The 22,027-nt window shown below is 51.4% G+C and carries 19 protein-coding genes, 1 tRNA gene and 1 riboswitch; of the genes, 3 read left to right on the top strand and 17 right to left on the bottom strand.

Features of this window, described 5'->3' with window-relative positions; genetic code table 11:
* Positions 1-7: 7 nt before the first annotated feature.
* The 8 genes from prfC to IE054_RS01205 all read right to left on the bottom strand — a co-directional run bounded on the left by prfC (position 8) and on the right by IE054_RS01205 (position 6,712).
* The gene (prfC, locus tag IE054_RS01240) at positions 8-1,588 is read right to left on the bottom strand and encodes a peptide chain release factor 3 (protein WP_189403269.1); all 1,581 of its coding nucleotides are present in this window, start codon (positions 1,586-1,588) and stop codon (positions 8-10) included.
* Between the two features lie 156 nt (positions 1,589-1,744).
* Entirely contained in the window at positions 1,745-2,206 is a 462-nt protein-coding gene (rimI, locus tag IE054_RS01235; protein ID WP_229804961.1) for a ribosomal protein S18-alanine N-acetyltransferase, read from the bottom strand.
* Positions 2,203-2,697 carry a hypothetical protein gene (locus IE054_RS01230; protein WP_189403267.1) on the bottom strand — a complete coding sequence of 165 codons (495 nt, stop codon included), beginning with the start codon at positions 2,695-2,697 and terminating at the stop codon, positions 2,203-2,205. The genes rimI and IE054_RS01230 overlap by 4 nt, the downstream gene beginning before the upstream one ends.
* Positions 2,698-2,762: 65 nt before the next feature.
* Positions 2,763-2,839 (bottom strand) — tRNA-Trp (locus IE054_RS01225).
* 114 nt (positions 2,840-2,953) lie between these two features.
* On the bottom strand, positions 2,954-3,751 hold the full coding sequence (locus tag IE054_RS01220; RefSeq protein ID WP_189403266.1) for a choline/ethanolamine kinase family protein: 798 nt from the start codon (positions 3,749-3,751) through the stop codon (positions 2,954-2,956).
* Positions 3,696-4,352 carry a nicotinamide riboside transporter PnuC gene (pnuC, locus tag IE054_RS01215; RefSeq protein WP_189403265.1) on the bottom strand — a complete coding sequence of 219 codons (657 nt, stop codon included), beginning with the start codon at positions 4,350-4,352 and terminating at the stop codon, positions 3,696-3,698. Before pnuC ends, IE054_RS01220 begins: the two co-directional genes overlap by 56 nt.
* Complete coding sequence (locus IE054_RS01210) at positions 4,349-4,612, bottom strand: YkoF family thiamine/hydroxymethylpyrimidine-binding protein (protein WP_189403264.1); 264 nt, start codon at positions 4,610-4,612, stop codon at positions 4,349-4,351. Before IE054_RS01210 ends, pnuC begins: the two co-directional genes overlap by 4 nt.
* 9 nt (positions 4,613-4,621) lie before the next feature.
* Positions 4,622-6,712: a TonB-dependent receptor gene (locus tag IE054_RS01205; RefSeq protein ID WP_189403263.1), complete on the bottom strand. Its 2,091-nt coding sequence runs from the start codon at positions 6,710-6,712 to the stop codon at positions 4,622-4,624.
* Positions 6,713-6,768: 56 nt separating this feature from the next.
* Positions 6,769-6,869: riboswitch (TPP riboswitch) on the bottom strand.
* A gap of 480 nt (positions 6,870-7,349) precedes the next feature.
* Here IE054_RS01205 and IE054_RS01200 point away from each other — a divergent pair.
* Positions 7,350-9,107 (top strand): helix-turn-helix domain-containing protein, encoded by a 1,758-nt coding sequence (locus IE054_RS01200; protein WP_189403262.1) that lies wholly within the window; start codon positions 7,350-7,352, stop codon positions 9,105-9,107.
* 32 nt (positions 9,108-9,139) lie between these two features.
* Here IE054_RS01200 and IE054_RS01195 read toward each other — a convergent pair whose 3' ends face one another.
* Positions 9,140-9,571 (bottom strand): acyl-CoA thioesterase, encoded by a 432-nt coding sequence (locus IE054_RS01195; protein ID WP_189403261.1) that lies wholly within the window; start codon positions 9,569-9,571, stop codon positions 9,140-9,142.
* 140 nt (positions 9,572-9,711) lie between these two features.
* On the opposite strand from IE054_RS01195, the gene IE054_RS01190 reads away from it, so the two are divergent.
* Positions 9,712-11,790 (top strand): GNAT family N-acetyltransferase, encoded by a 2,079-nt coding sequence (locus IE054_RS01190; protein WP_189403260.1) that lies wholly within the window; start codon positions 9,712-9,714, stop codon positions 11,788-11,790.
* Positions 11,791-11,905: 115 nt separating this feature from the next.
* On the opposite strand, the gene IE054_RS01185 is transcribed toward IE054_RS01190, so the two are convergent.
* From IE054_RS01185 to IE054_RS01155, 7 genes are all read right to left on the bottom strand, one after another.
* Positions 11,906-13,165 (bottom strand): tetratricopeptide repeat protein, encoded by a 1,260-nt coding sequence (locus IE054_RS01185; protein WP_373293791.1) that lies wholly within the window; start codon positions 13,163-13,165, stop codon positions 11,906-11,908.
* A 2-nt stretch (positions 13,166-13,167) separates the two neighbouring features.
* On the bottom strand, positions 13,168-13,779 hold the full coding sequence (locus tag IE054_RS01180) for an energy transducer TonB (RefSeq protein ID WP_189403259.1): 612 nt from the start codon (positions 13,777-13,779) through the stop codon (positions 13,168-13,170).
* Between the two features lies 1 nt (position 13,780).
* On the bottom strand, positions 13,781-14,179 hold the full coding sequence (locus IE054_RS01175; protein WP_189403258.1) for an ExbD/TolR family protein: 399 nt from the start codon (positions 14,177-14,179) through the stop codon (positions 13,781-13,783).
* A gap of 11 nt (positions 14,180-14,190) precedes the next feature.
* The gene (locus IE054_RS01170) at positions 14,191-14,715 is read right to left on the bottom strand and encodes a MotA/TolQ/ExbB proton channel family protein (protein WP_189403257.1); all 525 of its coding nucleotides are present in this window, start codon (positions 14,713-14,715) and stop codon (positions 14,191-14,193) included.
* Position 14,716: 1 nt separating this feature from the next.
* The gene (locus IE054_RS01165; RefSeq protein WP_189403256.1) at positions 14,717-16,075 is read right to left on the bottom strand and encodes a MotA/TolQ/ExbB proton channel family protein; all 1,359 of its coding nucleotides are present in this window, start codon (positions 16,073-16,075) and stop codon (positions 14,717-14,719) included.
* Between the two features lie 6 nt (positions 16,076-16,081).
* Positions 16,082-16,843 (bottom strand): DUF3450 domain-containing protein, encoded by a 762-nt coding sequence (locus tag IE054_RS01160; RefSeq protein ID WP_189403255.1) that lies wholly within the window; start codon positions 16,841-16,843, stop codon positions 16,082-16,084.
* 509 nt (positions 16,844-17,352) lie between these two features.
* Positions 17,353-19,173: a putative 2OG-Fe(II) oxygenase gene (locus IE054_RS01155; RefSeq protein ID WP_189403254.1), complete on the bottom strand. Its 1,821-nt coding sequence runs from the start codon at positions 19,171-19,173 to the stop codon at positions 17,353-17,355.
* A 125-nt stretch (positions 19,174-19,298) separates the two neighbouring features.
* On the opposite strand from IE054_RS01155, the gene IE054_RS01150 reads away from it, so the two are divergent.
* A complete protein-coding gene (locus IE054_RS01150; protein ID WP_189403253.1) occupies positions 19,299-20,864 on the top strand; it encodes a sulfotransferase in 1,566 nt (521 codons plus the stop codon).
* A 26-nt stretch (positions 20,865-20,890) separates the two neighbouring features.
* Here IE054_RS01150 and IE054_RS01145 read toward each other — a convergent pair whose 3' ends face one another.
* Complete coding sequence (locus IE054_RS01145) at positions 20,891-22,006, bottom strand: aspartyl/asparaginyl beta-hydroxylase domain-containing protein (protein ID WP_189403252.1); 1,116 nt, start codon at positions 22,004-22,006, stop codon at positions 20,891-20,893.
* Positions 22,007-22,027: the final 21 nt, after the last annotated feature.

The following is a 22,027-nucleotide window of genomic DNA, read 5'->3' as shown; positions in this document are numbered from 1 at the left end:
TGTATGCCTAGTGTTCGCGTGTATGCGTAAATTGAATATCCGGATACCGTTCCTGCGCCAGTTGCAGATTGACAGCGGTCGGTGCAATGTACGTCAGGTTATCACCGCCATCCAGCGCCAGGTTGACCTCAGCTTTGCGGCGGAACTCATCCAGCTTGCGTTCATCGTCACTGTATACCCAGCGGGCGGTATTCACGTTAATGTGCTCATACAGGGCATCCACATTATACTCAGCCTTCAGCCGGGCTACGACCACGTCAAACTGCAGTACACCTACCGCGCCAACAATCAGGTCATTATTAGCAAGCGGTCTGAATACCTGCACGGCCCCTTCTTCAGAAAGCTGGATCAGGCCTTTCAGTAATTGCTTTTGCTTGAGCGGATCGCGCAGACGAATACGTTTGAACAGTTCCGGCGCGAAGTTAGGAATGCCGGTAAAGCGCGAGCCCTGCCCTGAGGTAAAGGTATCGCCAATACGGATGGTACCGTGGTTATGAAGGCCGATAATATCCCCTGCATAGGCTTCTTCAAGTAATTCCCGGTCGCCGGCCAGAAAGGTCAGTGCATCAGAAATACGGATATCCTTACCTATCCGCGCATGATGCATTTTCATGCCTTTTTCGTACTTGCCGGACACAATACGACAAAATGCGATACGGTCACGGTGACGGGGATCCATATTGGCCTGAATTTTAAATACAAAGCCACTAAAGCCGTCATTATCCGCCTCGATGCGTCCGTCTTCGGTTTCGCGGCCCTGCGGCTGCGGCGCCCAGTCTACCAGCCCATCCAGCATATGGTCGACACCAAAGTTCCCCAGTGCAGTACCGAAAAATACCGGGGTCAGCTGACCGGTTAAAAACAGTTCTTTATCAAACTCATTAGAGGCGCCCATGACCAGTTCCAGTTCATCGCGCAGTTCACTGGCATAGGCTTCACCAACGGCCTTATCCAGCTCGGGGTTATCCAGTCCTTTGACGATGCGCACATCCTGGATAGTATGGCCCTGACCACTCTGATAGAGAATAGTTTCATCGCGGTGAATGTGATACACACCTTTGAAATTTTTGCCGCTGCCAATCGGCCAGGTGACTGGCGCACACAGAATGTCCAGCTCGGTCTCGACCTCGTCCAGCAGCTCCATGGGGTCGCGAATATCGCGATCCAGCTTATTCATAAAGGTCAGAATGGGGGTATCGCGCAGACGCGTGACGTCCATCAGTTTACGGGTTCGCGCCTCGACCCCTTTGGCCGCATCAATCACCATGACGCACGAGTCCACAGCCGTCAGTGTCCGGTACGTATCTTCCGAGAAGTCTTCGTGGCCCGGGGTATCAAGCAGGTTTACCAGGTGTTCCTGATACGGAAACTGCATGACGGAGGTGGTCACCGAGATCCCCCGTTCCTTCTCCATTTCCATCCAGTCAGACTTGGCGTGCTGGCCGGACTTTTTCCCCTTGACAGTACCTGCGGTCTGCAAGGCACGACCGAACAACAGCACCTTCTCGGTGATCGTCGTTTTACCGGCGTCCGGGTGCGAGATGATGGCGAATGTACGCCGTTTGGCGATTTCCTGTGGTAGTGACATGCAGCGTCTTCGGTCCAGAATGAGTTAAGGGCGCGAATTGTACCCGCTTACCGGTTAAATTTGAATGCCTGTAATACGCAATACACGGGCAAATGCACTTGGGGAGATGCGAATACGTCTATTGTCCTTCGAGGCCTATTCACACCGTCCCTTGGTTTACCGCGTACCTGTCTGGCTAAGCGACAGACACATGATACTGGCATCCTCACGTCCGTCCTCAGTCGGGTAATACCCTTTACGGGTTTCAATTTGCGTGAAGCCGGCCCGTTGATAAAGTGCGAGGGCAGGCAGATTGCCGGCACGCACTTCTAACCACAGGCTCTGCATGTGATGCGAGTGACAGGCAGCAATGACGCCGTCAAGCAGCGTCTGTCCCAATCCCTGTCGGCGCGCGGCTGGCGCAATGGCGATATCCATCAGCGTGGCTTCATCCACCACCTCAAGCACCAGCGCATAGCCTGCAAACTGATTGTCCGAGGTGACTTCCAACGCATAATAAGGGGCAGTCAGACAATCCTCAAAGGTGGTCACAGACCAGGGGTTAGGCTGTACTTCGCAATGTAACGCATACGCCGCCTGAACATTGTTCTGCGACAGTAACTGCACCGTCTGTGTCACGCGGTATGACCTTCGACAATCAGCGCCCATAAACGGCGTTTGTCAGCAGCATCCAGCTTGCCAGGCTCCCCCGGCAGCGTCAGTGCATCAGGGGTCAGGCCTAACGTCTCCCCGACCAACACTTTAGCGGGCATTGCACGGCCTGTTTGCGCAAACGCAGTGCGCACATCGTTCATAAATGCTGAGCTCTGAGCCTGTTCAGACAGGGCCTGCAGCTTTGCTGCCGGTGCGTCTGTGGTTGTGGATGTCGCTGGTTTTTTATCGGTTTTATTATCAGGCTTTTTATCAGCAAGCGACTGACGGATTGCGGCTAAATGACCGGAGCTGTTATCTGAGCGCGTCGCCGGTTGGCTGGTGGCCTGCTGCGACGGCACCGATGCTTGCGTACGCGGGGCGGCAATAGCTGTGTCGTCCGGCTTCACTTCATCCTGGGGCACCCAGAGCGGGATCCCCATTTCCTGTAAGACGGCTTGTTGAAAACGCGTTACCACGACATGGATCCTGTTATTAGCACTTGCTGCATTAATCAGACAGTGTAAAGGAAACAGAGAGGGAATGGCAGGGGTGGAGGGACTCGAACCCCCAACCATCGGTTTTGGAGACCGCTGTTCTACCAATTCGAACTACACCCCTAGTGCGCCGAGCATTATACGTATGCCTAAACAAAGGTAAAGCATTTTATGCGCGAAGAAGATTTATCGCTCAGCTTTACACCAATTCGTACAATTTGCGACCACTGACAGCAGGTTAATGCGTGCCCGTTAGCGTGGTAGTGGCATCCAGCGCCGCCTGCCACAACCGGTTTGTAAACGCGACCACATCCCACTGCTGTTCCACCTGCGTCGCTACTGTCTGCACATCAATGCCGGTTTGCTGCGCGTAGTGCTGACACAGTCGCTGGCACTGCAAGTCTGACAAGTCATTAATCATGGCACAACTGGCAATATCGAAATAGCGGTTTCCCATGGCTGAATATTCCCAGTCCACTACCACATGTGCTTTCTGATCAACGATATGACCGTAGGACAAATCGTTATGGCATAGCACCAGATCATCGACGTTTTGCTCAGACGCCAGCAATAGCGGGCGAAGCGCCTGACAACGCGTCATTACCGCTTCGTTGCCAAGCAAATCAGCGGCCTGAATATAATGATCCCAGCGCCCCGACAGTGCCAGTGGTCGCGCGGTAATTGGCTGACTGTGAATATCGGCCAGTACCCGGGCCAGTATCTCTGTTCTGTCGGTAGTAAGCGCCTGGCGGCCAGTTTCCACCCAGTTTTCGACCCACAACCTTTCGTCGTCGCTTAGCCAGACTGGCTCGGGTGCCAGACCGCGCTGCGCCAGCTGTCCCTGCAACACATACTGATGAAACCGGTCGATGCCTGTGAACGTATCATCACCGACCCATTTCACTGCGTAAGCGCGGGATTTGTCCGTGATCCTGAAAACGCGGTTCACATCACCCGACGCCCGAGTTTCAACCTGCGCCTTATTCGACAGGCTGAGCGTTTCCCTGAGTTGTTCTATTACTGAGTGCTGATCCATCACCTTTATTCCACTGCCTTCGCCACCGCACATACCCATAAACCGAAAAGCCGACGTACCCGGCAAACAAACAGGCTGATAACACCAGTTCTGACTGCCAGTACAAATATGCAGAGGCCATATTGATAAAAAACCAGTATACCCAGTTTTGCAAATATTTGTGCGCCACCATGAATGTTGTCACAACACTGAACAAATGAATACTGGCATCCAGGTATAAATACGTATTACTGAATTGCGACGCGGCAAGTGTTGCCAGCACATACGCAACGCCGCTGACACAAGGCACCAGGATCAGATGATGCCACCAGTGAAGACTGCGAATTGCAAGTTCAGACTGCGTCCGAATGCCGCCGTGCCATTTATAATAGCCATAGACAGCCATGACCATATAGAACAAATTCAGCGCAGACTGAAACGGCAGGCTAACCTGCCAGAACAACCAGGTGTAGATTGCCGTACTTAGCAATGCGCAGGCCCAGCACCAGGGATTTTCCCTGGCGGCGAGAAACACGTAACCGACTGCCAGGATCACCGCCACCCACTCTGCCGGAGAGGTTGCCGCAATCTGGCTCAGGAAGGTGGAAATAACCTCGTTCATTCCCCGCTATTGCCCTGCATTTTGTCAAAGTTCAGGAATTTAGCGACAAAAACGGCTTGCCCCACTTCCTCATGGGTGCGCTGCATTTCTTTACCCAGTACGTCCATTACCTGGCGATAATCACCGGCAACCTGGGTACTGGTGGCTGATGTATTCACCTGAAGTCCCTCGTACCGGTTAAGGCGCTCGATAAAAGACTTTATGGGTGTCAAATAGTTTTCTGCCAACGGATATAAGGATAACTCTACCATTACCTGCATGTTACTCTCCTAAAATTCATACCTGACCGTGACGCCGACTTGTCGTCCATCACCCAACTGATAATAGGGTTCACTGGGAAAGTAGCCCTCCCGAGGATCGTTATTAAAGCCACCAAAACCACGAACGTAGTATTCTTTATCGAAGGCATTGTTCACCCACAAGGTGGTTTGCCAGTCCTGTTGCATCCATACCACTTCCGTATTGACCAGCGTTGTTGCTGGCGACGTCTCATCATGACCGTCAGAAAAGCGGTACTCGTCTTTGTAATCGATGGTCAGTCGCCACAGCCAGTTTTGATGCAGTAGCACTTCACTGAACAGGTTGCCGGTAAACTCCGGAGCCTGTGCCTGACGCTGCTCATCCACCACTGTGCCATCGGCAGCAGTGTAGCCTTCAAACGTCGCATCCAGGTAGCCGGCGCTGCCCTTCACTGACCAGTTATCAAGCAATTGCCAGCTGAACTCCACTTCCGCGCCCTGATTTGTGCCGCGGTCGGCATTGTCAATGATATCGATAAATTCTGCGCTGCCGTTGTCCCTGAGTAACACGTCATAGTCGCTGACCTGAGTATCGGTTCTGTCCATGTAAAACACTGCGGCCCGCAGGGTGAGCGTATCAGTAAGGGGTCCTTTCACACCCAACTCATAGTTCCAGTTGTATTCTTCGTCAAAAAAGCGGCTCTGTTCACTGACCCGCTCATCCGGATTAAACCCTGCCCCTTTATAGCCCCGCGACACGCTTGCGTACCAGAAATGGCGGCCAAGCTGATACTGCAGCGCTGCCTTACCGCCAAACATATTGGTATCATGCTTACGTTGCAGCCCGGCATTGTCTGTATAATCAAACGCGTAGTTTTCGGCTCGTATTCCCAGCACCAGGCTCAGGTCATCGGTCAGGCGCGTATCGGTTTGCAGATAGGCGGCTGAAGTATCTGGCTCATAGGTACTGGCAAAGTCTTGTGCCGCGTAGGTATACTGGCGTTGCAGTGCTTCTTCACTGGTTTTGTAAAGTGCGCCCACCAGCCAGCTGGTTCTGCCGTTAAATAACGCCGCACTGTCATTACTGTTAAAGCGGATTTCGGCGGTTTGTGTATCAATGTCGCGAAAGTAGGCATCAAACGAACTGTAACCATCAGGATGAAATCCGGTATACGTCCAGTCTTCATCATAGCCGTACGCAATATTATGCGAGGCATGGGTAGCGATCACTGTCAGATCGCCGCCTTGCGTGGTGGTAACTGTTTTTAGACTGACTGCATGGGTCTGATGCTGATCATAGCCGGGTTCATCAGAGCGGGTGTTGTAGGTGTTTTCCAGCGAAAATGCATCGTAGCCGTTGTCGATATCATAAAAACGGTAGTTCACTTCCATGCGGGTGCGCGCATCCAGCGCACCTGCGATGGCAATTTTGGCGGCTGATTCATCAATGTTGTCGGTGTCATCCCGGTTTAAAAACGTGTTGGTGACAAAACCATCGCTGCGATTATGCATGGCTGCCACGCGGTAATCCCAGTCATCACTCATGGCACCACCCACTGCCCCTTCGAGCCGGTAGCTGTTCTGCGTCGCCACCCGCCCTTCAATGTAATCCGGTCCATCCTGACCTGGTGCATAGCTGTTGAGCTTAATCGCCCCCGCCAGCGCACCGGTGCCAAACAACGTAGCCTGAGGTCCCCGAAAAACCTCCATCTGGCGCGTGTCAAACAGCAGACCGGCGGCCGCCAGCCCTGAGAAATCAAACGCATCCACCAGAAAGCTCACCGATGGGTTAACCGGCTCAGAAAACTGACTGCGCTCACCAATGCCGCGTATTTGAATAAACCGACCGCGTGATGCACCGCTGGCAAAATTTACGTTGGGCGCCGCAGCCAGCACGCTGTCAATGTGGGTGGCCTGTCGGGAGCTTAAGCGTGTGGCGCTGATGATAGAGGCACTGGCACTTAGCTGGTCCAGCGTTCGTTGTCGGAAGTCAGACGTGACGACAATCCGTTCAACCTCGTCTGTCGTGTTGTCAGACTGCTGCGCATACGTCAGTGGCGTGTATAGTGCAGAGGCAACAGACGCCGCACAAAAAGAAACAGATATTAATTTATGAAACATGAGGATCTCTTTTTCTGATAAGAAGAAAAGACCCGGTATTACGGCAGGTGATAAGGCTATGCTGTGTCAACCATCCCTACGCCGGTATTATCCGGATCAGGTAAAAGGGTTCCCATCATGTGGATCTCAGCCGTTTACGGCACCCCTTGGTGCGCTGGCGCAAGGCCAACAGCGCAGCGAGTGTAACAGGACGGTGTGCTCCGTCAAGTTCTGAATGCGGTTATCTTGCGGTCTGTTGTATTTCAGGCTGACTGAAGCGGCATGGCGAAACGGTAAGCGTCGGTCTGCAAAAAGAAAACGTCCGGTTGACAGGATGGACGTTTTCCGCAGTCAGGACGAGAACGACCTTAAGGAAAATGCGAACCAGCCTGTACGCACACAGACGTGGTGTCATCGTTATTCCTTGGTTGGGTGCTGTCCGGCTCCGGAAGTCGGGTAAGGATTGGCGGTTCACCCAAAAGAGCCGAACAGACAACCAATAGCTTAAATGCCCAGCCTGACAGATACCATGACACTTTGCGCTACTTCCGGGTTAATTTCTCATGATACTCCCCCTTTAATGGTGTGCTTAAATCTATTAGTTTCGTATAAACATAAGCTGGATATACACGATGCGTCATTAACAGGAGTGTAACGGATGACAGGGAAACGACAGCAACATGTTTGGCTGGCTATGCTGCGGGCGTTGCTGGGAGTGCGGCGAGACAAGCAACTGGCAGAAGCGCAGGATGAGCTGGCGCTGACGTACCTGCGCAAGCAGGATGAATCCACGCCGGACAATACCTACCGTTACTTCATTGAATTGCTGCAGAAGACACCCCTGGATATCGCAGGCCAGTTGCTCAATCATTACCTTGACGTCAGCCGGATGGGAAATCTGATGGTGGCGATGGTGAGCAGTGACAACATCGGGGCCTCACTGACTCTGCTGCGCCAGTACCCCGACTACTTCTACCCGCCCGGCGCACAGATGACCCATGCTGACCACGCAGGGCAGATCACCGTGCGCTGGCAAGCCTCCGGGAATCCTCTGGATGATGGGTGTTACGCCTACATACTGCTGGCGCTTTTCAGGTATCAGGCCGGACAGCGCTTCGATTTTATCCAGGCGCAGCTACCTGCGGCTGCATGTTCACTGTTACGACCACTGTGTGCAACTACCAGGGTATCGTCCGGGCAGTGTGAGGTATCTGTTGCAAAGACGTGGCTTAACGTCCCGTCTTTTTATGCAAACCCGGCATTGCTGAATGCTATTGAGAAAAGTCTGATGCCAGGCAGCAGCGACTCGGCTCAGGCCAGAGTTATCGCACTGATTGATGCCAGCCGTCAGCCTGCCCGATTGCGACTCCCTGGCGTCGCACAACATCTTGGTCTCAGTGAGGCAGTACTACGCAAACAGCTGAAAGCTGAAGGTATTGCGTTTAATCAGCTACTCAAAGGGGCAATTCATGATCTGGCGACCCGTCACCTGCTGGCTGGGAACCGTGCACAGGCAGTCTCAGAGCTGCTCGGCTTTTCCGACCGTCGGGCATTTGATCGCAGTTACAAAGAATACACAGGCATAAACCCGGGCCAGCTCAGGCTTCTGGGTAGCAGACTGCGGTTCCAGCGCGGCAACCAGCAACTGGATGATGTTGTGACATCCATGCCACCGTTGCCAAAAACGGTGCAGTCTCTGTTGTCACTGGATGACAAGACAATGCGGCTACAGGATGTCGTGACGATCATCGAACGGGATCCGATTTTTCAGGCGCACATTCTCGCCAGAGCCAGCCGGGCGATTTATGGCAAAATACCGTCGAGCCTTGAGGAGGCGCTCAGCCGCAACCTTGGCCTGACCAACATAAAACACTTTGCGGTGCTGTTTGCGGCGCAGCAGCAGCTGTCAGCGCAAAGCCTGTTTCCTGATATAGAGCAGTTAATTGACGGCATGCTGCTGTCCGAAAGACTGGCAACGAAACTCCGTACCGACAGTCAACAGGCATTGCTACTGTTTGGTCTGCTCTCGCTGCTCCTGCTTTTTCACAAAGAGTGTGTGTACAGTGAACGGGTACTTCGGCTCTGGCACGAAAGTCGTCACTTCGCTGAGTTCCGGCAAAGGATCCGCGACGAGGTGGGCATATGTTTGTACGGTACGTCATCACTGATGTTATTGAAGTGGGGCATGCCTGGTGCGGTGAACCGTCAGTTGTGGGCACTGTGTGACAACCAGCCGGGAACGACGATAGCCGGGCAACCTGCGCCAATCAGTGTACCGGTACTCCACGACATTGCCATGAGCAGTATCATGCCCACATTCGACCACACAACACCAGCGGCGCCCTATCAGGACGCCTTTGACGACACCCAGCAAGAGGTCATCACGTCAGTCTTAACTGCCCAGCCTTATGGCTAACCAAAGCCTGTAGGTGCAGACCGCGCTTTTGCTTAGCTGCTTTTCTCAGTCAGGATCAGGTTCAGCCTGCGTATTTCTTCTTCGGTTTGTGCCTTCAGGCTTTCCAGTGTTTTTCCGTGCGCGACAGGTTGACGGGTAACGGGATCGACTTTCACAAACACGATATCGTCAGCCAGACAAATGGTTTTCTTGGTCGCCTTGTTGCGTACCAGACAGCTGACTTTAATTGACGTACGACCTACTGACTTAGTTTCCAGCCCAAATTCAACGATATCTCCCTGCATGGCGGGTGACTCAAAATTAATTTCGCCAATGTGTTTGGTTACCAGGCAATTTGTCTCGAGCTGGCAGATGGCATAAATGGCTGACTCTTCGTCAATCCATTCCAATGCCCTGCCGCCAAACAGTGAATCGGCATAGTTAAGATCATTTGGCATTACCAGTCTGCGGGACAAAAATCGCATTCGAATTCCTCATCGATTGTCGTTACTATAAATGGCCAGGACGCGGGCAAGATTGTCATTACCTGAGACGATGATGGTGTCGGCGTCACAGCGAAGCCTTCCCTGCCCTGAGCGTCTAAGTATACCGGATATCTGAAACAATGGCTGTAGTATCAATAAACAAATGGTTACTGGCAGGTCAGAACCCAGGGCGCACACCGGTGCACCGGCAGCTTCTGCATGTCAGTGGCCCGCAATCGCAATGCTACATGAAAGCGCACGCGCTGCTTCACGCACTGCCACCGCATATAAAAACATGCTGGGCAGGCCCCGGTGAACATCCAGCTGGCCGTCAGACATATATCCGTCATGCCACTCAGCTGCTGGGGCAGGAGTTTGATATTGCCGTTTACGACGCGCATCAGCCGTTTCGGCCCAGTGCACTCATGGCGCTGGCTGGCACCGTAAAAAAAGGCGGCCGTCTGCTCCTTCTTACCCCGCCACACAAGCGCTGGCACCAGTCACCTGAGGTGCTGGCTACTCACTTTTTGACGTACGGTTATACACTGACTGAGAGCCCGTACCTGAAACGCCTGACGCGTAACTTGTCAGACGCGGATGAATCGAGTGGCGTTGCCTGCTGGCACGATGCACACGCCGTCCTGCCGGTCTGTAACGCAACCCCTGCTGATGACAGTGTTCCCGCCCCTTTTGCAACACTGGACCAGGCAAATACATTTAATGCAATCCAAAGCGCGCTACAAAGCAGTAATACAGCGATTGTGATTACTGCCCCGCGTGGGCGCGGCAAATCTACGCTGTTGGGACTACTGGCTGCCGATCTGTTAAAAAGGGGCTGCGATATAGCCCTGACCAGTCCGGTCACGTATAATACTGCCACCCTGATTGAAACGGTCAGACAACATACCAGTGTGCATTCAGGCAGCCCAAACGCTGTGCAGATAAGCATAAACAGCAAAACCCGCAGCCTGAGCTGGTATGCGCCCGACAACCCTGCGCTCACTCAGCAACGACACAGGTACCTTATTGTTGATGAAGCGGCGTCCTTGCCATTGCCGGTCATAAAGCAACTGGCAATGCAGGCTGATACACTAATACTGGCTACGACGACGCATGGTTACGAAGGTAGTGGTCAGGGCTTTTTTCACCGTTTTTTGCCATGGCTCGCTGCACAAAAGTGCCTCACGCAGCATCAGTTGCACGCACCGATACGCTGGTATCAGGGCGATCCTCTTGAAAAATTCTGCCAACAGGCACTGCTTTTATGCGAGCCTTCAGCACGCGACGCTGAAAATTGTACGGCACGGGGGGTTACCTGGTCTGTTACGCAGTTTAGTTCGATGTGCGAAGCGCAGCTTCAGCAGACAGTTCAGTTACTCAGCAACGCCCATTACCAGACTAGCCCGGATGACATTATGCGCCTGATTGATGCGCCCGACAGTTTTGTCATTGTTGGCATGAAGGACAGCCTGGTTGTGGCAGTCTGTGTGATCAATCGTGAAGGCGGTGACCCCTTGCAAGGACTTGCTTCAGAGATAAGCGCGGGCCGCCGCCGGGTTAAAGGCCATTTGGGCGCTCAACGACTGGCGCTGATTACGGCCTCAGAAGCGTTGGCAACACAGTGCTACTGGCGTATTAACCGCATCGCGGTGCGACCAGACTATCAATCGATGGGTATTGGCAGTCAATGTCTGGCCTTTGTATTCGACTACGCGAAAGACCGGTACGTGGATGCACTGCTCAGTTCATTTGGCGCTTCCGACACGCTGATTGCGTTTTGGCAACGCAATCAGTTTGCCGTTGTTCATCGCGGCGTGAAAATGGACAAAGCCAGCGGTGCCAGTAGTGCCCTGGTCGTAAGACCGCTATCCTCAGTTATAAAGTCAGAATTGCCAATGCTCACACAGCTTTATGACTTCGACACGGGTATACGCCCGGTAACTGACTTATATGAGCCCGCTGATCAGACGACAGCGCAGTGCCACTCAATAATGATAAAGCGACTTTCACAATTCGCCGGGGCTTCACGCAGTTTCGACCAGCTTGGCGCGGCCTGGCGGTATTTCACCACTAACAGCACGGTTTCACGTTACAGACAACTACATTCGCTGACATCCATAGGAGGTGTCGCCAGTGCATTAGGGTTAGCAGGAAAAAAGGCAGCACAACAGGAACTGAGGCAGGCGATCAGCCGTTATCTCAAAGACGTTTCAACGTGATAGGCCGAACAATGCAAGCCAATAGTATGGTTTTGCTCAGTTTAGGAAGGGTGACCGTTATTTAGGACGGGTCAGCACGAATAAAAAAGCCTCCGAGCGGAGGCTTTTGTTAATGCTAGATTTCGATGCCGCGATTTTTCGCTTTTTCCTTGATATAAGGTTCCCATGCCACCGCATTACGGCGCACAGCGCGATCTTTCTTAGCTTCCTGCACATGACGGTAAGCTTCTTTGAAGTTACCTGCGTAGAAATTTGCTTCCATTAACGAGAAGTGAATGGATGCAGGGGACTCAGCGCCACGCTCCAAGGCATTTTTAAGCGCGTTGATAGCGCCTTTATAGTCTTGAGCGACCAGCAACAGAGTACCTTTCTTACGGTAGTGTTCAGGATCATTAGACTTTTGAGCTGCCAAACCATAATAGTTTGCTGCGGTCTCATAGTTTTTGGACTGATGAAACGAATTAGCTATGTTCGATAGCATTTCCGCATCATCTTCCAGAAGACCGGAGTCGACATACTTGACCAGCAACTTAGCAGCACGCCATGGCATACCATTTGTTGCATAAAGCTGACTTAAGGTTTTAATCTCACTTTCTTTCTTCAAAAAGCCTTGTAAATAGGCCATATCAAAAGTTGAAAGCGCCAGCTTATAGTCTTCGACCAGCATGTAAAAGAAGCCAAGACGAATCCACCACTGAGGATTTTCGGGGAACAGTTGTACAAGCTGTCGTGCTACCTCAACTGTTTCCGGATACATCTTTCTTTCGTAATAAGATGTCATCTTCAGTACATAAGGATTTTTGTTCGGCTCTTCTAGCAACCTGATAGCGTTATCGGCTGGCTCAACCATTTTTGCCAGCTGACCAGACTCGTAATAGGCCTGTGCCATACGTGTATAAACGTCTGCATCTTCTTTACAGGTGAAGTCCATCCACTTCTGATACATGTCAATAGCATCAGTGTACTTCTCTTCCTGCATGCTCAAATCGCCAATCAATTTCAGCGTTTGAGCATGTTCGGTATCGTTTAACACCTTAGGATCAACTGCGTCACGCAGGTAGCCTAACGCCTTAGTTCCCTGACCTTCCTGAGAGGCCAGCAGGTTACCGATGAATCTGCCCACGTAGGCCTTGTCGAAGTCATCTGATGGTTCAATGTCGTACAGAATATCAAGTGCTTCGTTGGTCTTATCTTCGTTGTACGCTTCAAAGGCCTTTTGCACTTTTTTACCTGTACGCTCACCGACCAGCGTTGTTTTTCCCTTCTCATAGCCGGGACAAACAATCGCCGACGACTGCGCCATGGCTGGTGCGGCAGTGACCGCACCGACACCCATTACCAAAGCAATTGCAGACATTTTGAATGTTTTCATCATGATCATTGCTCCAGTTTAAAGTCGAGTTGAACGAACATATCAGTCTGCTTCACTGCTTTCCCTTCAACTACCTTAGGCTTGTATTTCCACTTACGCAGCGCACGGCGCGCTTCGCGGTCAAATACACGTTTGGGCTCTGCATCAATCACTTCAATATCTTCCACACCACCAACTTCATTGATAGTAAAAGATAATTTAACCCAACCTTCTTTGCCATCACGGGCAGCTTCTGGTGGATACTTCGGATCGATACGAACGATAGGTGTTGCTTCACCGTCACGTTGCATAGCGCCAACCGCACCAATATTTACACCTACACCGCCGGTATCAACACTCGGTACATCCATGTTGAAACCACTGGAATCCGGATCTGCAGCTTCCGGCTCTACCGGTTGCATCTTCGGAGGCTGTTTTGGTGGTGGTGGCGGAGGCGGAGGTGTACGCTGACGAGTCTGCGTGTCGGCCTCCGGTTCCTGCATCACAATATCAATTACCGGTGCTTCCGGTATTTCATCTGCCGGTCTTGAGGAATTCTCAATCAATGTCGCCATCAGGACGAACAAGGCAAATGCAACACCCGCACCTAACAGAATAGATACAATAAAACGTGCCATCTTAACCCCTTGCTGCTACTGAAACGCGATCGACGCCGGCAGCTTTAACCTGATCCATGATTTCAACCACGACGCCGTGCTTCGATTTCACGTCAGCCTGGATGATCACATAATCAGTCGGCTGTTCCTTCAGCAGCCGTTCCAGATTCGCCCGAACGCTGTCCGGTGATACTTCACGCTTGTCCATCCATACATTGCCATCTTCAGTAACAGCAATGAAAATGTTGGCATTTTTGTGAAGAACCGCCTGGCTCGCATCAGGCTTATTAATTTCGATACCCGCTTCCTTAACGAAAACAGTAGTAACGATAAAGAAGATCAACATGATAAATACAATATCCAGCATGGGAGTCATATCTATCTGCGCATCTTCTTCCTCGGTTCTGACTTTACGAGACATAATCTCTCTCTCTAATGATGTGGCAGGCTATCAACCAAGCCTTCTCTTGCCAGCTTCACTTTCGCTTCGAGACGTGAACTGATGAACAGTCCTGACAGCGCCGCAACCATGCCCGCCATTGTCGGGATTGTTGCCATTGAGATACCACCTGCCATCAAACGGGCATTGCTGGTTCCCTGTGTTGCCATTGTCTCAAAAACACTGATCATTCCGGTTACCGTACCAAGTAGCCCTATTAGCGGACACATGGCTATCAGTGTGCGGATTATCAGCATTCTCGCATCCAGTGCATCTGACGCCTGAGAAATCCACGCGTCACGGATTCTATGCGCATACCATGATGTGGTATCTTCCCGCGCATCCCACTTAGCGATAATGTCTTTCTTCACCTTCGGGAATACGGAGATTAAATACCAGTAACGCTCAATCATTAACATCCACATGAGAAAGAGCGCGGCAGCGACGAAATACAGCACGTCACCGCCGGTAGCGATAAAGTCCCTGACCGATTCAAATAATCCAATCAGGTAATTCATATTACGCTTTCTCCGTCTCTGAATGGGCAGCAACAATACCTGCTGTCTGCTCATCAAGAATATGGATAATTGACTTGCTACGTGAAGCAACAATGCTGTGCATCAGGATTAGCGGCAATGCTGCAATGATACCCTGTGCAGTTGTAACAAGTGCCATCGAGATACTGCCGGCCATCATACGAGGGTCGCCTGTACCGAACAATGTAATTGTCTGGAAGGTTTCAATCATACCCAGAACTGTACCTAACAGACCCATTAGCGGTGCAATGGCTGCGAAAATCTTAATCACGTTAATACCGCTTTCGATTTTAGGCAGTTCGCGAAGGATTGCTTCGTCCAGTTTCAGTTCTAGATTTTCTGCGTCAGCGTTTTTGTTCTCCTGATACACTTTCAGGATACGGCCAAGCGCATTACCACTTGATGGGTTGCCTGGGTTTTTAAGCTGTGAGCGAATCTTCGCACCAGATAATGTCAGTGTGACCAGTTTGTACACACCAATCAGCAGACCAATAACCAGCATCACTGTGATGGTGTAACCTACCGGACCACCTGCATGATAACGCTCTGACCAGGTTGCTTTTTGCTTCAGCAGGCCAAGGATTGCACCCTGAGACGGGTCAGCATAGAAAGGTACCAGACCAGATGTTGATTCATACAGCTCTTCTGCAGAACCTACCAGGTGGCTGTCAGGCTGACGACCCAGTGGCTGAACAACGTTATTTTCCAGGTCATAGGCCAGGTAGCCAGCTTCGCCGATCAGGTTGAAAGTACCTACACGAACTACTTCCTGCTCTGACGTACCGCCATCAAGGTTAACAACCGTTGTCGTAAAGCGAGACACTTCACCACCTTCAGTCATTTCTTTTTGCAGTGCAAACCACAGATCTTCCAGTTCTGAAATGTTAGGCAGGCCTTTCGACTCTTCTGACATATCAGACAGGAACTGTGCGCGCCCTGGGAATTCTGCACTTACGATTGACGTAGAAACACGACCATAGGCTTCAGACGCGGCCTGACGAACCACACCAAACATTTCGCCTAAAGTACCGGTTGCCTGTTCCAGCTCAGCAGACTTCTCAGTCAGCGTTGTTTCGTTTTGCGAGAACTGCTCTTGCAGGCGATCACCGCGATCAGTTTCCGCTTGCAGTTCCTGTTGTGCCTGACGCAGCATTGCCTGCTTGTCAGCGCGCTCTGAACGGAATTCTGCTTCACGCTCTTCGTTGATACGTGCTTCAGAAACACGATTTTTCTGTACCTGGTTAAGCAGATCCTGCAGCGTCTGAGACTCCTGCGCCTGCGCACCGGTTGCTACTACCGCCATTGTTGCAGCGGCTAATAGAGATTTGAATACTGGTTTCATCTACACTTACTCCGCTGCTCTAATTGGTAGTTTGATCAGATCCGCTGGGATTACGTTGTTAGCCATTTTCACAGCATCAACAACAGATGATACATAGTCATCACTTAACTGCTCCCAAGCGCGCGTTTCGTTGTTCCAGACCCAGGCTGAACTCTGGTCGAGCGACAGTGCCATAAGCGCTGCACGACCCAGGTTAAAGAAGTCTACAGTGACCTCTGTACCATTGGCATCAATGGTGCCCTGATAAGAGTTGATTTTGGTGCCGTACTCGACCTCAACCAGATAGGCTTCAATAACCTGACGGAACTGCTCAGAAACAGTGACGTTAGAGTTAGCCATCAGGTCACGCAGGCGTTCGACACGCTCAAGACGCTCTTCAAGGTGAATCGGACGATCCAGCTTGACGAACTGCTCAAGGCTGTCAATCATGCGGAACATGAGAGGTACGATACCTTTTTTGGTGTCTTCAATGCTGTCGATTTGACGTTGCAGAGAGTCAATACTGCGCTGTTGGTCAGCAACCAGGCTCGCAATATAGTCGTTATAAACTTTCAGGTTCTCTGTTTCGTCAACAGTCTGACGGTATTCCACCAAAAGTTCCTGTGACTGTTCGAACAGCGTGTTTATTTTTTCTTGAGATTTCGCTGCAGCCGCATGGATCTTTGCTTCTTCTTCATGAAGTTTGTCTAGCGTATCTGCAGAGACTGCGCTACCTGTCAGTGCAAACGCACCCATAACAGTAGAAGCAATAAGAGTTCTCTTGCTCATATTGGACATAGTTCCCAACCAAATTTCTTATTTGAATCCTCGCCGAAATGAAACACTACTCGGGCAAGGGGCGTATAAAAACTTTTGCTATATTGTTTAAGGACAGTAGTCATTGCCGCCAGAACGCCAATACTACGAACTCCTAATACTCACACGGATTACCGAGAGGAGTCAAGTAACAGCCTCTTAACACAGACCGTTAGGATATTGATTTGATTAAAAGACAACCACTCATCAATACCATTGCTGGTGGCTGATTGGACATTTGGCTACCACGCGCGATCCGCGATGTGTGAACTCTCACATTAGCCAAGCAAACAGCACACGTTATTTCGTTGTCTGCTTCCTTCTCAGTAATCATTGACCATAGGCGCTGTTGCGTCAATGTAATTCTGATACTAATTAGACGTAAAACATTTAGCCAATCATTAAACCGACACTATCAATATTAGGTTACCCTTCCATTAACAGATCCGTTTATCTACGCATTTTCCTTAATCAGATTGTTATCATTTTTTACGCTGATGACTGAGGTCAAAAGCAACCGTCAACCTGGACTGCTGACTCTCAAACGGTGCGGTACCGTGCCACATGAATGAAGGGAATAATGCCAGTTTGCCGGGTTGTGGCTGTATCCATTGCTCAGCGTCCAGAGGCTGCGCTGTGATTATTCCCGGCTTGCCCAGGTGCAGCCAGCCAGCATTGGCATCGTTGTCAGGCAATTCAGGAACGTCCACATAGAACGCGCTGCTGTACCAGCCTTTAGGGTGAACATGAGAAACATGAAACCCCTGATCCTGAAGCCGTACCGACCAGCTTGTCGCAAAGCTGATATCACGTTGCGCAGACTTGCAAGTCGGATGCGTTTCATCCACTACCAACGTCGATAATGCATCACGACAGGTCTCATGCAACGCAGTTTTCAACGACTGAATGACCGGATGACGACGTTCGAACAAATAGCCCGTCGTCTGTGTTCCGCCGACCAGCGACTGTTCCAGTGGCTGATGCCTGGTCGTATGTAACTGTTCCAGCACGGTTTTCAGCTCTGCCAGAAAGGCCGTCGTTGATCCATACTCCGGTGGGCAATGCAATTCCACGGGCCTGACAAGTGAGGCGTAATCACACAGCCAGGCATACCTGTCATCGCCTGACAGCCGCCATTGCGTGCTCTGCAGTGCCCAGTAAAACTGGTCATCCGGTGCCTGTTCAAGCAAACGGGAAATGTAGGGCTGACTCGCTGCAATGTCACCGGCAGCAAACAGGCTTTTGACCATCAACTGCAGTAGTAGCGGGTTACCGGGTTCCCTGACAATAATCTCGTTTAAAAGATCGATAGCGCCTGCGTAATCGCCGCGCTCATAATTGAGCAATGCGTAACGTTGCGTCAGATACGCACTCGAGCGGTGCAATGGCTGTAATGAATCCAGCGCAATCTGCGCCTGGTGTAGTTTTTTTGCGTTCAGGCACTGATCGACATAATCAAAGGCCAGTGCGGGGGGAAGTTCGGTCACTGCCTTGCGTTCATAATGGCTGAGATAGTTATCGTCGCCCATTTCATAACGAAGCGAGGCCTGCAGTTTCATTAACTTGCGGGACTCTGGATAATGGGTCAGCGCTTCAGCCAGACTGCGACGCGCGCTTTCAATTGCGCCAGTGGCCAGGTAGAACAATACCAGGCCCTCGGCATCATCGGCACGGGCCTTCGGATGCTGAGCTGCACGAGTAAAATACACCTGTGCGTTTTCATTGTCGCCGGTGTCTTTGTAATACCAGGCCAGTGCCGACTGTACGTCACGGGACTCAGGGTAGCGCGTCAGCGCCTGCTCCAGCAACGCTTGTTGCTCATCACGGTTACCCTGATCCCCCTGTGCTTTTGCCCGCAACAACAGAGCCGACTCTGTCATAGCCCCTTCCCCGGTCAGCGCAGATAAGAGCGACAGTGCCTGCTGCGGTTGCGCTACTTCCTCTAGCAGCAAAAAGCGCGCATAGCGGATAAGCATCCCGTCATCTTTGTTTATTCCCAGTGCCTTTTCATAACATGCCTGGGCCTGGGAATATTCATGTAGCAGAGTATACAGCCTTGCCAGCGACATCAGCACATCTGGTTGCGTTGGATTAATGGCGAGGGAGCGGGAAAAATACTGGCTGGCCAGCTGATTCTGTTGTAACCGCTCATAGGCACTGGCCATCGCCCTGAAAAGACGAAAGTCCTGCATTCCTGCCTGTTCCAGCGCCACAAATATCTTTAGTGCCTGTTCATAGTCACCGCGCTGCAACAATTGCATCGCCTGATTTACATACTGTTGGATTTGCTGGGAATTCGCCATTGCTTCCTGCTGGAACTTTTCTATTAATTGTTGTTTACACAAGATACCATAAACATTGGTACGAATAAGCGGTACACCATCCCGCGTAGTGTTTTCTAATATGGCAGTAAAAGCAGGTTCGGTATATGGATGACAGAGGTCGCCGATTAATCACTAAAGCGGAGCAGGCACTCACGCAGGGCAATACCACATCAGCACAACTGGCACTCAGTAAGTTGCGCCGTCAGTATGCTGACGCACCTGAGCTCGCGATACTTGAAGGCCAGCTGCCATTTTTCAGCGGCGATCTCATCACAGGCACGCGGCAGCTTACTGATTTAAGTGGTGCCGAGAACTGGACAGCGTCACAGTATCAGGCGTTGCTTACTGTGCTAGTACGCTATGAACTTTATTTTCCGGCTGTTCGGGTTCTGCGGCGGCTTTGCACATTGCTCCCTGACGATGTCAGTGTAAAAAGCAGGCTTGCCCAGTATTTGTTGCAAACTGGGGATGTAACGGATGCCATTTCACTGCTACATACCTGTATTGAGCGGGATCCCGACTCTCCGGGATTACACCTGTTAGCTGGCCATGCCTATAAAGCGCTACCGGATACAGAAAAGGCGGCTGCCGCGTATCACCGATATATCCGGTTACAGCCCGCGACAGCAGGATCGGGGTACTGGTCACTGGCAGATCTCAAGCACTATCGGTTTACCGACGACGATGAAGCGACGCTGCAGACTGCCCATTCTGACGATCCTTTTCAGTGCGCGTTATTATGCTTTGCCAGACATCACATGTTCCATCAGCGTGGTAATAAGAAGGCGGCGCTGCAACAGTTACATGAAGCCAACCGGCTTATGTGCACAGTAAAACCATTTAATCGCCAGGGCTTTTTACAGCTAGTCGACGATTTACATAATGTGTCGCTTGACCCGACGTCGTCAGTGGCATCGCACGTCCCTGTTTTTATTGTCGGCCTCCCGCGCAGTGGCACTACATTAACTGAGCAGATCCTCGCCGCACACAGTCAGATAACCACGACTGATGAACTGCCTTATATTGAACGTATCGCATTACATTTAATGCAGCGCGGTCAGTACCCATCTGGTCTGGCTCAGATATCAGAGTCCGAGAAAACGCAACTGCGCCAGTTTTATTTTGAGCAGGCATGCCAATACCCGGTTAACAACCATACTTATTTTATTGATAAGAACCCCAATAATATTTTGCACCTTGGCCTTATCCGCACGCTGTTTCCCGATTCACCCATTATCTGCCTGTCCCGCCCGGTTCTGGACAATGCCAGCAGCTTATACCGCCAGTTTTTTAGTCACGGCAACGACTATGCGTATTCGCCATCGGACATTAGTACGTATATTCAGGGTTTTTACCGGTTACTGGCATTGTGGCAAACCAAACTGGGTGACCGGGTAACGGTTCTGGACTATCAGGCTTTGGCGGAATCACCGGAAGCGACGATCAAAGGCCTGTTTTGCCAAATCGGTATTGCCTTTGAGGCTGATTGCCTGACGTTCCATCAGGCTGACAGCCCGGTGCTGACCCCCAGCGCCAGTCAGGTGCGTCAGCCTATCAGCACCCGAAATATTGGCAGCGGTGATCAGTACGCCGAAGTATTTGCCACAACGACCCCGTCTATCGCGGAACTCACTGCTATGCGTGATGCTGCGCTGGGGAAAATGCGATAAAGGAAGCGAACACGTGCGCCTGGTCGTCAGGCCAGTTTACCGTGGCAGGTTTTATACCGCTGCCCCGAGCCACAGGGACAGGGAGCATTACGTGAATGAGGCTCAGGCACAGCATCACGTTGTGCGCCAGCAGGCTGAGCGCCGCCAGGGTCGGCCTGGTTGGCGTTTATCGTCGCAAACTGCCCGGCCACTTCAACGTTTAGTGCAGGATCAATCATACAGAAAAGGTACATCCGCGGGGCTTGTGTGCCATTACCCAGAGTGAGCCTGTTTTCATACTCACGCACTGACGCATAGGCCGTTTCCCGTAACAAATGATAGTGCGGCCAGCCGGCTTCTGACATCCCGTATTGCGCCCAAAGTACTCGCCAGTCCTGACAGAATTGCTCTACCCGTTGAATAAACGCGCTTACATCCTGTTGAGCATTGCCCTTTCCCTGATGCAGTTCAGCAAATAGTTCCTGCGCCATGCCATCCATTTCGCCTGGCGTCATAACCAGCGGCGTATTGAACGTTTCAGTACGAATGGCGGGGTCTGTGTCGGTATGTGGCGCAATAAAACGAAAGTCAGCGTCGTCGGACACTGGATCCAGCCAGGGCACATTGCCACGCTCAGTAAGTTCCCAGAAGCGGCTTGAGCCACAGATATCAATGACCAGATGAACCCTGAATACATCGGAATTATTCTTCACCGTGTGGTATTTCCATGAGTCAAATATCCAGGCATCACCGGCCTGCATATTGACCTCTTTATCGCCGCAATGAAAGCGAACGTCCGGTGTGGTGGTAATAGGTACGTGAATGCGTACGCGCTTGTACCAGTGGTAGTTGATATCAGAATGCACCGGCACCTCGGCACCCGAGTCCAGCGCCATCAGACGCGAACGACCAATAACTTCACCGAAGCTGGAGATCACCTGCTTCAGATACGGTGAGCGATGAAGAATATCAGTGGGTGCCATTGGCCCCTTAAATTCATTGTTGTCTTTACCCTCTACCGAAATCAACGGAACTGAGTAATTCCCTTTAAATCCCTCATGATGGGCTCGCCAGCGATCCTGCGGTATGGCCTCGACCTCACGCTGCAGTTCAGCGACATCAAATCGCACAGGCAGTTGTATAAATTCGTGTTTAAGCTTCATTGGTGGTGATCACTTTGTGTT

Source organism: Alteromonas halophila, assembly GCF_014651815.1.
Lineage (GTDB): Bacteria > Pseudomonadota > Gammaproteobacteria > Enterobacterales > Alteromonadaceae > Alteromonas > Alteromonas halophila.
This window is presented reverse-complemented; position numbering and strand designations above follow the sequence as displayed.

Coding starts and splice junctions, on each gene's coding strand:
- prfC (WP_189403269.1), bottom strand. CDS start 1,588: ATGTCACTACCACAGGAAATCGCCAAACGGCGTACATTCGCCATCATC.
- IE054_RS01220 (WP_189403266.1), bottom strand. CDS start 3,751: ATGGATCAGCACTCAGTAATAGAACAACTCAGGGAAACGCTCAGCCTG.
- pnuC (WP_189403265.1), bottom strand. CDS start 4,352: ATGAACGAGGTTATTTCCACCTTCCTGAGCCAGATTGCGGCAACCTCT.
- IE054_RS01210 (WP_189403264.1), bottom strand. CDS start 4,612: ATGCAGGTAATGGTAGAGTTATCCTTATATCCGTTGGCAGAAAACTAT.
- IE054_RS01205 (WP_189403263.1), bottom strand. CDS start 6,712: ATGTTTCATAAATTAATATCTGTTTCTTTTTGTGCGGCGTCTGTTGCC.
- IE054_RS01200 (WP_189403262.1), top strand. CDS start 7,350: ATGACAGGGAAACGACAGCAACATGTTTGGCTGGCTATGCTGCGGGCG.
- IE054_RS01195 (WP_189403261.1), bottom strand. CDS start 9,571: ATGCGATTTTTGTCCCGCAGACTGGTAATGCCAAATGATCTTAACTAT.
- IE054_RS01190 (WP_189403260.1), top strand. CDS start 9,712: ATGGCTGTAGTATCAATAAACAAATGGTTACTGGCAGGTCAGAACCCA.
- IE054_RS01185 (WP_373293791.1), bottom strand. CDS start 13,165: ATGATGAAAACATTCAAAATGTCTGCAATTGCTTTGGTAATGGGTGTC.
- IE054_RS01180 (WP_189403259.1), bottom strand. CDS start 13,779: ATGGCACGTTTTATTGTATCTATTCTGTTAGGTGCGGGTGTTGCATTT.
- IE054_RS01175 (WP_189403258.1), bottom strand. CDS start 14,179: ATGTCTCGTAAAGTCAGAACCGAGGAAGAAGATGCGCAGATAGATATG.
- IE054_RS01170 (WP_189403257.1), bottom strand. CDS start 14,715: ATGAATTACCTGATTGGATTATTTGAATCGGTCAGGGACTTTATCGCT.
- IE054_RS01165 (WP_189403256.1), bottom strand. CDS start 16,075: ATGAAACCAGTATTCAAATCTCTATTAGCCGCTGCAACAATGGCGGTA.
- IE054_RS01160 (WP_189403255.1), bottom strand. CDS start 16,843: ATGAGCAAGAGAACTCTTATTGCTTCTACTGTTATGGGTGCGTTTGCA.
- IE054_RS01155 (WP_189403254.1), bottom strand. CDS start 19,173: ATGGCGAATTCCCAGCAAATCCAACAGTATGTAAATCAGGCGATGCAA.
- IE054_RS01150 (WP_189403253.1), top strand. CDS start 19,299: ATGGATGACAGAGGTCGCCGATTAATCACTAAAGCGGAGCAGGCACTC.
- IE054_RS01145 (WP_189403252.1), bottom strand. CDS start 22,006: ATGAAGCTTAAACACGAATTTATACAACTGCCTGTGCGATTTGATGTC.